Origin of the sequence: Acidimangrovimonas pyrenivorans (genome assembly GCF_042643245.1) — a bacterium.
Lineage (GTDB): Bacteria > Pseudomonadota > Alphaproteobacteria > Rhodobacterales > Rhodobacteraceae > Acidimangrovimonas > Acidimangrovimonas pyrenivorans.
In genome coordinates, this window is sequence record NZ_JBHRSK010000007.1 from 50,807 (window position 1) to 64,391 (window position 13,585).

Consider the following 13,585-nt stretch of genomic DNA (forward strand, 5'->3'; position numbering starts at 1 on the left):
ACAAGAACCTCCGATGAGTCATGACACCCCCCGCCCCGGCCGTGACGCCGCCTATCGCACCGGCGAGACCGCGTTGCTGTTTGTCGACATGCAGCGGATCTGGGCCGAGCCGATGATGGACCCGAAACATCCCTTGCCCGCCGACGCCCCCTTCATGCGCCGTCTTGCCGAAACCGTCGTGCCCAACCAGGTCCGGCTGCTCGCGGCCTTCCGCGATGCCGGCGAAAACGTGCTGCACACGATCATCGAGAGCCTGACCGAGGATGGCCGCGACCGTTCGCTCGACCACAAGCTGTCGGACATGCATGTGCCGAAAGGGGCGCCCGAGGGCGCCATCATCGCGCCGCTGGCGCCGCGCACCAACGAGATCGTGCTGCCGAAGACGTCGTCGGGTCTCTTCAACTCGACCAATGCCGACTACGTGCTGCGCAACCTCGGCACCCGGTTCCTGGTGATCGCCGGGATCGTCACCGATCAATGCGTCGACATGGCCGTGCGCGACGCCGCCGACCGCGGCTACATGGTGACCCTCGTCCACGACGCCTGCGCGACCTACAGCGAGGACCGCCACCGGGCGGCACTGAACGCTTTCGGCGGCTATTGCTGGATCACCGACACCGAAACCGTGCTGGCCCGGATCGCGGCGCTGAAGGGAGTTGCCGCAGATGTCTGACGCGATGGAACTGGCAAGCTTCGTGACCACCGATCTCTGCGCCATCACCCGGGGCCGCGCGGTGGCGGCGCAGGATCTCGACAAGGCGCTGGCGCGCGGCCTCGGCTGGGTGCCCGCGAACCTCGCGCTCACCCCGCAGGGAGAGATCGCCGAGGACACGCCCTTCGGCTCCTCCGGCGACCTGCGCCTCGCGCCCGATCCCGAGGCCCGGATACGGGTCGAGATCGGGGGCCGCACGCCGCTGCATTTCTACCACTCCGATATCACCGCGCTGGACGGCACGCCGTGGGATTGCTGCGTGCGTTCGCTGCTGAAATCGGCGCTGGCCGATCTCGAGGAGGAGTTTGGCCTGCGCCTCACCGCCGCCTTCGAGCACGAATTCCAGATCTTCGGCGCTGGCTGGATCGCGGCGGCCCCGTTCTCGCTGGCGGCGGCGCGCCGCGCCGACGCGTTCGGGCCCCGGCTGGTCGGGCTGCTCGAGGCCGCCGGCTGCGCGCCGGAAACCTTCCTGCCCGAATACGGCACGGACCAGTACGAGATCGTCTGTGCCCCGGCCCCGGCGCTGGCCGCGGCCGACCGTGCCGTGTCCGTGCGCGAGATCACCCGCGAGCTGGCCGCCTCGTTGGGCTGGCGCGCGAGCTTCGCGCCCAAGACTGCGCCCGAGGCGATCGGCAATGGCGTCCATATCCATTTCAGCCTGACCGAGAGCGACGGCACCCCGGCGACCTACGATCCCGACCGGCCCGGGCGAATGTCCGAACGCGCGGCACGCTTCGCCGCCGGAATCGTCGCCCATATGCCGGCGCTGGCCGCCTTCGCGGCGCCCAGCGCGGTTTCCAGCCTGCGCCTGCAGCCCCACCACTGGGCCGCGTCCTGGACGACGCTGGGCGAGCATGACCGCGAGGCGACGCTGCGCATCTGCCCGACCTCGCAGAAGCCGGGCTACGACCCGTCGCGCGCCTTCAACCTCGAATTCCGGGCCGCCGACGCCACCGCCAGCCCGCATCTCGCGCTGGCGCTGCTGGTCCGCGCCGGGATGGAGGGGCTGCGCCGGGGCTTCGAGCCGGCGCCGATCACCCGCGGCGACCCCGGCGCCATGAGCCCCGCGGCGCGCGCGGCCGCCGGCATCGCCCGGCTCCCCGCGACCCCGGCCGAGGGGCTGGCGGCGATCGTGTCCGACCCGGTGCTCTGCGCCGCGCTCGCGCCCGATCTGCTCGCCTGCTACCTCGGCCTGCGCCGCAAGGAACAGGCGCTGACCGCCGATCTCGACGAGGCGGCGCTCTGCGCCCGATATGCGGAGATTTACTGATGACGCCCGGCGAATTGTCACCGTTGCCGCCGCTGCTGGCGATCGACGAGCCCCCGGCCTACGGCGCCGTCAATCCCGACGGCACCGCGCCGCTGGTGCTGCTGTGCGAACACGCGGCGCTGCGGATCCCGCGCAAGCTTGGCGATCTCGGCCTGTCCGAGGCCGAGCGCCGCCGCCATATCGGCTGGGACATCGGCGCGATGGCCCTGGCCCTGGGGCTGTCGGACGCGCTCGATGCATCGCTGTTCCACACCAACTACTCCCGCCTCGTCGTCGACTGCAACCGCGAGACCGGCAATCCCGGGCAGGTGCCCGAACGCAGCGAAGCGACCGCGGTGCCGGGCAATATCGGCCTTGCCCCGCGCGCCCGGCGGCAACGGATCGAGACGCTGTTCTCGCCCTTCCACGCGGCGGTATCGCGGCGGCTCGACCGGATGCAGGCGCAGGGCCTGCGCCCCCTCGTCGTCGGCGTCCACAGCTTCAACCCGGTCTATCACGAGGTCGCCCGCCCCTGGGATGTCGGCGTTCTCTATGCCGGCGCCCGGGACTTCGCCGCCGGGCTGATGGCCGGCCTGCGCGCGCAGGGCCCCGAGTTGACGATCGGCGACAACGAGCCCTACCGGATCGACCATGACGACTACACCGTGCCCTTCCATGGCGAGGCCCGGGGTCTGCCCGCGGTGCTGATCGAGGTGCGCAACGACCTGATCGCCGATCACGCCGGCGTCGCGCTCTGGACCCACCGGCTGGCCCATTGCCTGCGCCCGCTGCTGCCCGGTCACGGCGTCCTGCCCTGATCCCGGCGGCGGCACCGCTCCTTCTCGCATCCTCTCTCATCCGACCGAACGCCCCGGGGCGAACGGTCACCTGCATCCCCAGATACGGAGATCATCATGACGGCCCTCAACACCATCCCCTTCGTCAGCGTGGCGAACATGAAGCGCCTGGTCCGCGACATCGGCCTGGAACGGTTCCTGGAGGAACTCGCCGGCTATATCGAAGAGGACTTCCGCAACTGGGAGGGCTTCGACAAGCGTCCGCGCGTGCCCGCCCATAGCCCCGAAGGCGTGATCGAGCTGATGCCGACCAGCAACGGCGAGCTCTACGGCTGCAAATACGTCAGCGGCTACCCGTCGAACACCAAGGTCGGGCGCCAGACCGTGACCGCCTTCGGTGTCCTGTCGGACGTCGCCAGCGGCTATCCGATCCTGCTGACCGAAATGACCCTGCTGACGGCCCTGCGCACGGCCGCGAACTCGGCCTTCGCCGCCCGGCTGCTGGCGCCCAAGGGGGCGCGGACCATGGCGTTGATCGGCTCGGGCGCGCAATGCGACTTCCAGGCGGTGGCCTTCAAGGCGCTGCTCGGGATCGACCGGCTACGGCTTTACGACATCGACCGCGGCGCGATGGAGAAGGTCGCGCGCAACCTGACGCCGCGGGGCTTCGACATCACCCTGTGCAGCAGCGCCGAGGAGGCGGTCCAGGGCGCCGAGATCATCACCACGATCACCGCCGATATCCGCAACGCCACCATCCTGTCGGACAACATGATCGGCGAGGGCGTGCACATCAACGCGGTCGGCGGCGATTCCCCGGGCAAGACCGAGCTGCAGCGCGATATCCTGCTGCGCTCCAGCATCTTCGTCGAATACCCGCCCCAGACCTGGATCGAGGGCGAAATCCAGCAGCTGCCCGAAGACCACCCGGTGACCCAGCTCTGGCAGGTGGTGCGCGGCGAGGCGCCCGGCCGGACCGATGCCCGGCAGGTGACGCTGTTCGATTCCGTCGGCTTCGCGGTCGAGGATTTCGCGGCCCTGCGCTACGTGCGCGATCAGCTCGCCCATGCGCCGCATTTCGAAGAGCTCGACTTCCTCGTCGATCCCGAGGACCCGCGCGACCTCTTCGGCCTGCTGGGCGAGGGCGACGGCGTCCAGGACAACGCCGCCTCCCTGCGCCCGGCATCGTGACGCGGGGCAGGCTGCACCGGGAACGGGCGCCGGGGTCAGGCCCCGGCGCCCGTTTCCGCCGTTCCGGTGACGATCCCGGCGATCCAGCGCATGAACAGCTCGAGCGACCGGCTGGCCGGTCGCGACGCGGGGGTGGCAAGGTAATAGGCGCCGTCGAGTTCGAGATAGTCGGGCCAGGCCGCGACCAGCCGGCCGCGAGAAAATTCGATCTCGGCCAGGAATTCCGGCAACAGGGCGATGCCGAACCCCTGCGCCGCGGCCTCGGCCATGGTCGCGAACTGATCGAACAGCATGCCGCGCAGGCCCTGGGCCGCGCAGCCGTGGCGCTCGAACCAGTGTTCCCAGCCGCCCGGGCGGCTCTCCAGATGCAGCAGCGGCGCCGACAGCAGCGTTTCGGCGCTGTCGGGCGGCGCGGCAAGGAGGCCGGGCGCGCAGACCGGGATCACCCGGTCGCGCGTCAGCAGCAGGTGCTCCGTCCCGGGCCAGTCCGGCGCCCCGTAGTGAATCGCCGCATCGAATTTCTCGCGCCGGAAATCGACCGTCCCGAGCCGGGTGCCGAGATGCACCAGGATGTCGGGATGGGCGGCGTGGAACCGCCGCAGCCGCGGCGTCAGCCAATGGGTGGCGAAACTCGGCGGGACCGCCAGGCTGAGGCTGTCGCGCACGCCGTCGGCCCGCACCCGCAGGCTGGCGCGGGCGAGGTCCTCCAGGATGTCGCGCACCGAACGCGCATAGGCCGTCCCCGCCGAAGTCAGCGCCAGCCCCTTGCCCTCGCGCCGCAGCAGCGTCACCCCGATCTGCTCTTCCAGCACCTTGAGCTGACGGCTGACCGCGGAATGGCTGAGCGACAATTCCTCGGCCGCGGCGGTCGCGGTGCCGAGCCGCTCGACCGCTTCGAGGGCCAGCAGGGAGGGGATCGACGGCAGGAAGCGGCGGGGGGCGATCATGTGCGTTTTGCTCCAACCATTGAGACAAACAATCACTAAAATATCGCCCGCCAATGTTCTAGCCTGAAACTAAAGGAACGAAAGCGCGGGACACACCATGACCGGAACCAGCAGTTTCAGACGCGCGGAGCGGATGTCGGGCATCGAGATATCCGAGATCGTGCAGCTCAGCGAGGCGGCGGCGGCGCTCAGGGCGGAGGGGCGCGACGTGGTCGCGCTCTCGACCGGAGAACCGGACTTCCCGACCCCGCCGCACGTGATCGCGGCGGCCCATGCCGCGGCTGCGGCCGGCCAGACCCGCTATACGCCGACCCTCGGCACCCCGGCGTTGCGCGCGGCGATCGCCGCCGCTGCCGGGACCGTCGCCGGGGAGGTGATCGTCTCGACCGGGGCCAAGCAGGTCCTGGCCAATGCGATGCTGGCGACGCTCGACCCCGGCGACGAGGTAATCATGCCGGCGCCCTGCTGGACCAGCTATGCCGACATCGTCACCCTTGCCGGCGGGCGCCCGGTCGTCCTGCCCTGCCCCGCCGCGCAGGGCTTCAAGCTGCGCCCCGAAGAGCTGGCGCGGGCGATCACGGGGCGCAGCCGCTGGCTGATGCTCAACAGCCCCTCGAACCCGACCGGCGCGATCTATTCCCGCGAAGAGCTGCGCGCCCTTGCCGAGGTGCTGGCCGATCATCCGCAGGTCATGGTGCTGTCGGACGAGATCTACCGTCACCTCGCCTTCAGCCCCTGGACCTCGATGCGCGAAGCCGCGCCCGAGCTGACCGAACGGCTGCTGATCGTCGACGGCGTGTCCAAGGCCTATTCGATGACCGGCTGGCGCATCGGCTGGGGGATCGGTCCGGCGCCGATGATCCGGGCGATGGGAGCGGTGCAGGGCCAGGTGACCTCGGGCGCCTCGTCGGTGTCGCAGGCGGCGGCGCTGGCGGCGCTGACCGGCGACCAGGGCCTGCTGGACACCCGGCGCGCGGCCTTGCGGGCCCGGCGCGACCGGGTGGTCGCGGCGCTGAACGCGCTGCCGGGCGTTACCTGCGCCGCTCCGGACGGCGCCTTCTATGCCTTTCCCGATATCACCGGCGCCATGGAACGGCTCGGGGCGGAAAGCGACGCCGCGTTCTGCAAGCTGGTGCTGGACCGCGCCGGCCTTGCCATCGTGCCCGGCCGCGCCTTCGGCCTGCCCGGCCACGCGCGGCTGTCCTTCGCCTATTCCGACGCCGATCTCGACGCCGGGCTCGACCGCCTGAGCGCCGTCTTGGCGCCGGGCCCGGTCGCGGCGTGACCCTACCCGGGCGCCGGACGCACCCGCAAGACATCAACAGGAGACGCAAATGACACATGAAGACGTTCTGAAAGCCGCCGGGTTCGGCGCCGCGGAGTTGCGTGGCGGGACATTGGCGGTGCGCTCGCCGATCGACGGGGCCGAGGTGGCGCGGATCCGCGAGACCGAAGCCGCCGAGATGCCGGCGATCATCGCCCGCGCGCAGCAGGCCTTCCGGGCCTGGCGCGCGGTGCCGGCGCCGCGGCGGGGCGAACTGGTGCGGCTGCTGGGCGAGGAGCTGCGCGCCGCCAAGGACGAGCTCGGCGCGCTGGTGACGCTGGAGGCCGGCAAGATCACCTCCGAGGGGCTCGGCGAGGTTCAGGAGATGATCGACATCTGCGATTTCGCCACCGGCCTGTCGCGCCAGCTCTACGGCTACACCATCGCCTCGGAACGGCCCGGCCACCGCATGGCCGAGACCTGGCACCCGATCGGGCCGGTCGGCATCATCTCGGCCTTCAACTTCCCGGTCGCCGTCTGGTCCTGGAACGCGGCGATGGCGCTGGTCTGCGGCAATCCGATCATCTGGAAACCGTCCGAGAAGACACCGCTGACGGCGATGGCCTGCCTCAAGATCCTCGACCGCGCGCTGGCGCGCTTCGGCGATGCGCCCGAGGGTCTGGCCCAGCTGGTGATCGGCGGCCCCGAGATCGGCGCGGCGCTGGTCGACAGCCGCGACGTCCCCGTCGTTTCGGCCACCGGCTCGACCCGGATGGGGGCCCAGGTCGGGCCGAAGGTGGCGGCGCGCTTCGGTCGGCCGATCCTCGAACTGGGCGGCAACAACGCGATGATCGTCGCGCCCTCGGCCGATCTCGACATGGCGGTGCGTGCCATCGTCTTCTCGGCCGTCGGCACGGCGGGCCAGCGCTGCACCTCGCTGCGCCGGCTGATCGTGCATGACAGCATCCGCACCGATCTGGTCGCGAAGCTCAGGGCCGCCTATGCCTCGCTGCCGGTCGGAGATCCGCGCGCGCCCGGCACCCTGGTCGGGCCGCTGGTCGACGAGGCCGCGCTCGACGCGATGCAGGCGGCGCTGGCGCAGGCCCGGTCCGAGGGCGGCACCGTGCATGGCGGCGCCGTGGCCGCGGGCGTGGCCGGCGGCGCCTATGCGGCCCCGGCGCTGGTCGAGATGCCGGCCCAGAGCGCGATCGTGAAGACCGAGACCTTCGCCCCGATCCTCTACGTCGTCGGCTACGAAACGCTCGACGAGGCGATCGCGCTGCAGAACGACGTGCCCCAGGGCCTGAGCTCCTGCATCTTCACCCTGAACATGCGCGAGGCCGAAACCTTCCTCTCGGCCACCGGTTCGGATTGCGGCATCGCCAACGTCAATATCGGCCCCTCGGGCGCCGAGATCGGCGGCGCCTTCGGCGGCGAGAAGGAAACCGGCGGCGGGCGCGAGAGCGGCTCGGACGCCTGGAAGGGCTACATGCGGCGCCAGACCTCGACCGTCAACTTCTCGGCCGAACTGCCCCTCGCCCAGGGGGTGAAGTTTGACCTCTGATCCCAATTGCAGCCTCTGGGCCGCAAGCGCGGAGGAGCGGGTGACGCCGGACGAGCTGGCGCCGGCCCGGGTCGACCTCGTCATCGTCGGCGGCGGCTTCACCGGCTGCGCGGCGGCGCTGGAGGCGGCGCGGACCGGGGCGACGGTCGCGCTGCTGGAGGCCGAGACCATCGGCCATGGCGGCTCGGGGCGCAATGTCGGGCTGGTCAATGCCGGGCTCTGGCTGCCGCCCGAGACCGTCATCGCCGAGATGGGAGACGCGCCGGGACGCCGCCTGCTGGCGGCGCTCTCGGCGGCGCCGGGGCAGGTCTTCGACCTGATCGCCCGCGAGGGCATCGCCTGCGAGGCGACACGCGCGGGCACCCTGCATCTGGCCCATTCCGCGGCCGGGCTGCGCGATCTGCGCGAGCGTTGCCGCCAGGGGGGCGCGCTCGGCGCGCCGCTCGCGCTGCTCGACGCGGCCGAGGCGGCGCGGCGCACCGGCTCGGCCGCGTTCCACGGCGCGCTCTTCGACCCCCGCGCGGGCACCGTCCAGCCGCTCGCCTATGCCCGCGGCCTGGCGCGCGCCGCGCGCGCCGCCGGAGCGAGGCTCCATGAACGCGCCCCGGTGGCCGCGATCGCGCGCAAGGACAGCGGCTGGGAGGTGACGGCGAACGGCACGGTGCTGCGCGCCGACGCGCTGCTGCTGGCGACCAATGCCTATCACGGCGCCGCCGCCGGCATGCCGCGGCCGCGCTTCACGCCGGTCCATTACAGCCAGTTCGCCACCGCGCCCCTGCCCGACGCGCTCCGCGCCCGCATCCTGCCCGGCGGCGAAGGTTGCTGGGACACGGCAACGGTGATGTCCTCGTTCCGCATGGACCGGGCCGGGCGGCTGGTGCTGGGCGGGATCGGCGATGTCTCGGGACCGGGCGCCTGGTTCCACACCCGCTGGGCGCGGCGCAAGCTGCGCGCACTCTTTCCCGAGCTGCCTTCCGTCCCCTTCAGCCATCACTGGCAGGGGCGGATCGCGATGACCTCGGACCACATTCCAAAGCTGCTCGACATCGGCCCGCGCGGCTTCGCGATCTTCGGCTATTCCGGACGCGGCATCGCGCCGGGCACCGCGCTCGGCACCGCCGCCGCCCGGGCGCTGCTGGGCGCCGGACCCGAGGCCCTGCCGCTGCCGGTCCGGACCGGCCATAGCGAACACCTGCCCGCGCTGCGCGCCGCCTATTACGAATGCGGCGCGACGCTGACCCATGCCCTCCTTCCCCTTCCGAAACCCTGAGGCTCCCGCAATGACCGACCACATGCATCCCGACGACATCCGCACCCTCTTCTCGCGCGCGATGTCGGATATGTACCGCGCCGAGGTGCCGCAATACGGCGCCCTCATCGACCTGGTGCGCGCGGTCAACGCGGCGACGCTGGAGGCCGATCCGGACCTCGCCGCGCAGCTCGACGCGGGCGGCGAGCGCGCGCGGCTCGACGTCGAGCGCCACGGCGCGATCCGGCTGGGCACCGCCGAGGAGCTTGCCGGCATCCGCCGCATGTTCGCGGTGATGGGGATGTATCCGGTGGGCTATTACGACCTTTCCGTGGCCGGGCTGCCGGTCCATTCCACCGCCTTCCGCCCGATCACGCCCGAGGCACTGGCGCGCAATCCCTTCCGCGTCTTCACCTCGCTGATCCGGCTCGAGCTGGTCGAGGACCGGGCGCTGGCCGAGACGGCCGCGGCGATCCTCGCCCAGCGCCGCATCTTCACCCCCGGCGCACTGACGCTGATCGACCGGGCCGAGGCGGAAGGCGGGTTGTCGGCGGCCGACGCCCGGCGCTTCGTCGCCGAGGCGCTGCAGACATTCCGCTGGCACTCCGAGGCGACGGTCAGTTCCGAGACCTATGCCGCGCTGCACGAGGCCCACCGGCTGATCGCCGACGTGGTCAGCTTTCGCGGGCCGCATATCAACCACCTGACGCCGCGCACCCTGGACATCGATGCGGTGCAGGCCGCGATGCCCCGGCGCGGGATCACGCCCAAGGCGGTGGTCGAGGGTCCGCCGCGGCGTCGCGCGCCGATCCTGCTGCGCCAGACCTCGTTCAAGGCGCTGGAAGAGACCGTGCGCTTCCAGGGCGCGGCGGCGGCCGGCCGCCACACCGCCCGCTTCGGCGAGATCGAACAGCGAGGGGTGGCCCTGAAGCCGGCCGGGCGCGCGCTTTACGACCGCTGCCTCGCCGCGGCGCGGGCCAGCGCCCCGGTCGGGGCCGACGGCAGCGGCGGCGCCGCCTATGTCGCCGCGCTCGAGGCACGCTTCGCCGCGTTTCCCGACGATGCCGCCCGCCTGCGCCGCGACGGTCTCGCCTACTTCCGCTATCGCCCGGCCGGCGGCGCCGTGCCCCCCGCGGCCAGCGTCGAGGCGCTGATCGAAGCCGGCCGGCTGATCGCCGATCCGCAGACCTACGAGGATTTCCTGCCGGTCTCCGCGGCCGGCATCTTCCAGTCGAACCTCGGCAGCGACGCCCAGTCCAACTACAGCGCCGCGGCCAACCGCGAGGCCTTCGAGACCGCGCTCGGGGCGCAGGTGACCGACGCCGACCGGCTCTACCGGGCGGCGGAGAAGCAGAGCCTGCGCCGCGCGCTCGCCGCGCTTGGCCAGGATCATCTGATCGCCCGCCTGTCGGACGCCGCCTGAATGCCCGCGCGCCCCGGTGCCGCCGCCGATCCCGGGTCGGCCTTCCGCGACGCCCTCGCCGCTGAAGGCTATCGCGGCGAGATCGCGGCCGACGCCGCCACCCGCATCGTGCACGCGACCGACAACTCGGTCTACGAACTGCAGCCGGAAATGGTGCTGTTCCCGCGCGAGCCCGACGACCTCGACCGCATCATGCGGGCGGCGCAGGCTTCGGGCACGGCGCTGGCGGCCCGCGGCGGCGGCACCGGCACCAACGGCCAGTCGCTGACCGAGAGCGTGGTCGTCGACTGCTCGCGCCACCTGACGCGGATCGAGGCGCTCGATCCGGTCGGCGCGACTGCCGTGGTCCAGCCCGGGGTGATCCTGGACCAGCTCAACCGCGCGGCGGCGCCGCACGGTCTCATGTTCGGGCCCACCGTCTCGACCGCCTCGCGGGCGACGCTGGGCGGGATGACGGCGACCGACGCCTCGGGCAAGGGATCGCGCCTTCACGGGCGGACCTCGGACCATGTTCTGGCGCTGGAGGTGGTGCTTGCCGACGGCAGCGACTGGCGGGCCGAACCGCTCGACGCCGCGGCGCTCGAGGCCGTCTGCGCCCGCGACGACCTGCCCGGCCATATCCACCGCGAGCTGCGCGCGGTTCTGCGCGAGGAGGCGGACGAGATCGCCCGGGTCTTCCCGGTGATGAACCGCGGACTGACCGGCTACAACCTGCGGGACGTGACGGCCGGTGGGCGGTTCACGCTGGCCAAGCTGCTTGCGGGGTCCGAGGGCACGCTGGCGCTGACCAAGCGGCTGACCCTGAGGCTGGTGCCGAAGCCGGCGCGGCGGGCGCTGGTGGTGCTGGCCTATGACGATGCGCTGGCCGCGCTCGGCGATGCCGAACGGCTGGTCGCGGGCGATCCGGCGGCAGTGGAATTCATCGACGACCGCATCCTGTCGCTCGCCCGCGAGGATCCGGTGTGGGACGCCCTGTCCGGGGTGCTGCCCGAAGACGGGCGGCCTGTCCTGGGCCTGAACTTCGTCGAGCTTCAGGCCGGCGACGATGCGGGGCTCGCGGCGGCGCTGGCCCGGTTCGAGGCGCGCGCCGGCGCCGCCCCGAGCGCGGTGATCGGCAGCCGTGCCGTCAGCGATCCCGGCGTCATCGCCCGGCTCTGGGCGCTGCGGGCGAAATGCGTCGGCCTGCTGGGGCGCATGGATGTGCAACGCCAGGGCACGCCCTTCGTCGAGGATGCCGCGGTGCCGCCGCCGCGGCTGCGCGACTTCGTGGCGGGCTTCCGCGCCATCCTCGACGAGGCCGGGCTGGCCTATGGCATGTTTGGCCATGCCGATGTCGGCTGCCTCCATGTCCGGCCCGCGCTCGACATGCGGCTGCCCGGCGACGCGGCGATGATCCGCCGCATCAGCGATCGGGTGGCGCGACTGGTACAGGAGCATGGCGGGATCCTGTGGGGCGAGCACGGCAAGGGGTTCCGCGGCGAATACGGGCCACAGGTCTTCGGCCCGCGGCTCTACGCGGCGCTCTGCCGGGTCAAGCGCGCCTTCGACCCCGGCAACCTGCTCAATCCCGGCAAGATCGCGGCGCCGGCCCCCGACGCCCCCCTGCAGCGGATCGACGCGGTCCCCTTTCGCGGCGCCCGCGACGCGGCCGTCACGCCGGAACTGCTGGCGGGCTACGAGTTGGCCCAACGCTGCAACGGCAACGGCCAGTGCTTCGACCGCTCCGACACATCCGCGATGTGCCCTTCCTACAAGGCGACCGGCGACCGGCGGCAATCGCCCAAGGGCCGGGCCGCGCTTCTGCGGCACTGGCTCCGCCGCCGCGCCGCGGGCGAGGATCCGGGCGCGATCGAGGCGGCACTGCACGACAGCCTGTCGACCTGCCTGTCCTGCAAGGCCTGCGCCAGCGCCTGTCCCGTGAAGGTGGACATCCCCGCGATGCGCAGCCGCTTCTACGAAAGCTATTACGCGGCCCGCCGGCGACCGCCGCACCACCACCTTCTTGCCGCGATGGAAGGCGCCGGCCCGGTATTGCGGGCGGCGCCGGGGCCCGCGAACCTGGTGCTGCGGGCGCTGGCGCCGCCGATCGCACGGCTGGGGCTGGTCGATCTGCCCGCCCTGCGCCCGCCCGGCCCGCCCGCGGCGCCACGCGGCGACGGCCCCAGGGTCCTGCTCTTGCCAGACAGCTTCCTGGGCAGTTTCGACGGCGCGGTGGTGGAGGCGGCGGAGCGCCTGCTCGGCACCCTGGGTTGCCGCGTCAGCCGCGGCCCGGTGCTTGGCAACGGCAAGGCCCGGGCGGTGCTGGGCCTGCGGAAAGGCTATGCCGCGGCGGCGCAGGCCCGCTACGACGTCCTGCGCAGACTGGCCCCGGACTATGCGGCAATCATCGAGATCGAACCGGCGGTGGCCGAGATGGCGCGCAGCGACGATGCGGCGCTCGGCCTCGGCTGCGACCGGCTCGTTCCGCTCGACCGATACCTTGCCGACCGCATCGCGGCCGGTCACGGCCCGAGGCCGCGCGCGACCGCGTCGGCCCCGGCGTGGCAGCTGCTGTCGCATTGCACCGAGATCTCGGCCGATCCGCAGAGCGCCGGGCGCTGGCAGGCGATCTTCGCCGCCTTCGGCGAGCGGCTGGAGCCGGTGGCGACCGGCTGTTGCGGCATGGCAGGGGCCTTCGGCCACGAGCGCGCCAACCAGGAGATCTCGCGCCGGCTCTACGATCTGAGCTGGCGCGGCCCGGTCGAGGCCGCGGGCCCCCGCGCCCTCGCCACCGGCTTTTCCTGCCGCTGCCAGGCCGAGCGCCTGAGCGGCCGGCGGCCGCGTCATCCGGCAGAGGTCCTGGCGGCGGCATCCGTCGAATAGGCCGCCCGGGCCGGGACAGCTGCGCCGACAGGAGGGGGAGCCGCGATCAGCCCGCGAAGGCGCGGCCCCCCCGCTTCAAGGCAGGCCCGGTTCTGCCGGAGAGACGGCAAGGCGGCACGGGGAGTTGCACGGGGAGTTGCACGGGGAGCGGCACATATCCGTCACGGCAGGCAAGACACATATCTCGCGGCGTCGGGACAAGGACGCCAGCCGCTTGATGGTGCAGAGTTAGGCTGGTGCCCCCAGAGAGACTCGAACTCCCGACCCTCTGATTACAAATCAGATGCTCTACCAGCTGAGCTATAGGGGCGCTGCGCCCGAGATACG

General features: G+C 72.1%; 10 protein-coding genes and 1 tRNA gene. 9 read left to right on the top strand and 2 right to left on the bottom strand.

Going from position 1 to position 13,585, the window contains the following annotated elements; translation table 11 throughout:
* Positions 1–13 precede the first annotated feature (13 nt).
* The 4 genes from ACFOES_RS10590 (at position 14) to ACFOES_RS10605 (ending at position 3,949) form a co-directional block, all read left to right on the top strand.
* Positions 14–673: an isochorismatase family cysteine hydrolase gene (locus ACFOES_RS10590; protein WP_377833244.1), complete on the top strand. Its 660-nt coding sequence runs from the start codon at positions 14–16 to the stop codon at positions 671–673.
* Complete coding sequence (locus tag ACFOES_RS10595) at positions 666–1,982, top strand: glutamine synthetase (RefSeq protein ID WP_377833245.1); 1,317 nt, start codon at positions 666–668, stop codon at positions 1,980–1,982. Before ACFOES_RS10590 ends, ACFOES_RS10595 begins: the two co-directional genes overlap by 8 nt.
* Positions 1,982–2,779 carry an N-formylglutamate amidohydrolase gene (locus tag ACFOES_RS10600; protein WP_377833246.1) on the top strand — a complete coding sequence of 266 codons (798 nt, stop codon included), beginning with the start codon at positions 1,982–1,984 and terminating at the stop codon, positions 2,777–2,779. The genes ACFOES_RS10595 and ACFOES_RS10600 overlap by 1 nt, the downstream gene beginning before the upstream one ends.
* A 96-nt stretch (positions 2,780–2,875) precedes the next feature.
* Complete coding sequence (locus tag ACFOES_RS10605; protein WP_377833247.1) at positions 2,876–3,949, top strand: ornithine cyclodeaminase; 1,074 nt, start codon at positions 2,876–2,878, stop codon at positions 3,947–3,949.
* 35 nt (positions 3,950–3,984) lie between these two features.
* On the opposite strand, the gene ACFOES_RS10610 is transcribed toward ACFOES_RS10605, so the two are convergent.
* Positions 3,985–4,896: a LysR substrate-binding domain-containing protein gene (locus tag ACFOES_RS10610; RefSeq protein WP_377833248.1), complete on the bottom strand. Its 912-nt coding sequence runs from the start codon at positions 4,894–4,896 to the stop codon at positions 3,985–3,987.
* Positions 4,897–5,029: 133 nt separating this feature from the next.
* Between ACFOES_RS10610 and ACFOES_RS10615 the strand changes: the two genes are divergently transcribed.
* Genes ACFOES_RS10615 through ACFOES_RS10635 form a run of 5 tightly spaced genes read left to right on the top strand, consistent with a single transcriptional unit; the run spans position 5,030 to position 13,258 of the window.
* Positions 5,030–6,181: a pyridoxal phosphate-dependent aminotransferase gene (locus ACFOES_RS10615; protein WP_377833249.1), complete on the top strand. Its 1,152-nt coding sequence runs from the start codon at positions 5,030–5,032 to the stop codon at positions 6,179–6,181.
* A 49-nt stretch (positions 6,182–6,230) separates the two neighbouring features.
* Positions 6,231–7,724 carry an L-piperidine-6-carboxylate dehydrogenase gene (gene amaB / locus ACFOES_RS10620; protein WP_377833250.1) on the top strand — a complete coding sequence of 498 codons (1,494 nt, stop codon included), beginning with the start codon at positions 6,231–6,233 and terminating at the stop codon, positions 7,722–7,724.
* On the top strand, positions 7,714–8,994 hold the full coding sequence (locus ACFOES_RS10625; protein WP_449222438.1) for an NAD(P)/FAD-dependent oxidoreductase: 1,281 nt from the start codon (positions 7,714–7,716) through the stop codon (positions 8,992–8,994). Before amaB ends, ACFOES_RS10625 begins: the two co-directional genes overlap by 11 nt.
* Positions 8,995–9,004: 10 nt before the next feature.
* On the top strand, positions 9,005–10,396 hold the full coding sequence (gene hglS, locus ACFOES_RS10630) for a 2-oxoadipate dioxygenase/decarboxylase HglS (RefSeq protein ID WP_377833252.1): 1,392 nt from the start codon (positions 9,005–9,007) through the stop codon (positions 10,394–10,396).
* Entirely contained in the window at positions 10,397–13,258 is a 2,862-nt protein-coding gene (locus tag ACFOES_RS10635) for an FAD-binding and (Fe-S)-binding domain-containing protein (protein WP_377833253.1), read from the top strand.
* Positions 13,259–13,492: 234 nt separating this feature from the next.
* Here ACFOES_RS10635 and ACFOES_RS10640 read toward each other — a convergent pair.
* Positions 13,493–13,568: transfer RNA gene (locus ACFOES_RS10640), tRNA-Thr, on the bottom strand.
* Positions 13,569–13,585 lie beyond the last annotated feature (17 nt).

Coding starts and splice junctions, on each gene's coding strand:
- ACFOES_RS10590 (WP_377833244.1), top strand. CDS start 14: ATGAGTCATGACACCCCCCGCCCCGGCCGTGACGCCGCCTATCGCACC.
- ACFOES_RS10595 (WP_377833245.1), top strand. CDS start 666: ATGTCTGACGCGATGGAACTGGCAAGCTTCGTGACCACCGATCTCTGC.
- ACFOES_RS10600 (WP_377833246.1), top strand. CDS start 1,982: ATGACGCCCGGCGAATTGTCACCGTTGCCGCCGCTGCTGGCGATCGAC.
- ACFOES_RS10605 (WP_377833247.1), top strand. CDS start 2,876: ATGACGGCCCTCAACACCATCCCCTTCGTCAGCGTGGCGAACATGAAG.
- ACFOES_RS10610 (WP_377833248.1), bottom strand. CDS start 4,896: ATGATCGCCCCCCGCCGCTTCCTGCCGTCGATCCCCTCCCTGCTGGCC.
- ACFOES_RS10615 (WP_377833249.1), top strand. CDS start 5,030: ATGTCGGGCATCGAGATATCCGAGATCGTGCAGCTCAGCGAGGCGGCG.
- amaB (WP_377833250.1), top strand. CDS start 6,231: ATGACACATGAAGACGTTCTGAAAGCCGCCGGGTTCGGCGCCGCGGAG.
- hglS (WP_377833252.1), top strand. CDS start 9,005: ATGACCGACCACATGCATCCCGACGACATCCGCACCCTCTTCTCGCGC.
- ACFOES_RS10635 (WP_377833253.1), top strand. CDS start 10,397: ATGCCCGCGCGCCCCGGTGCCGCCGCCGATCCCGGGTCGGCCTTCCGC.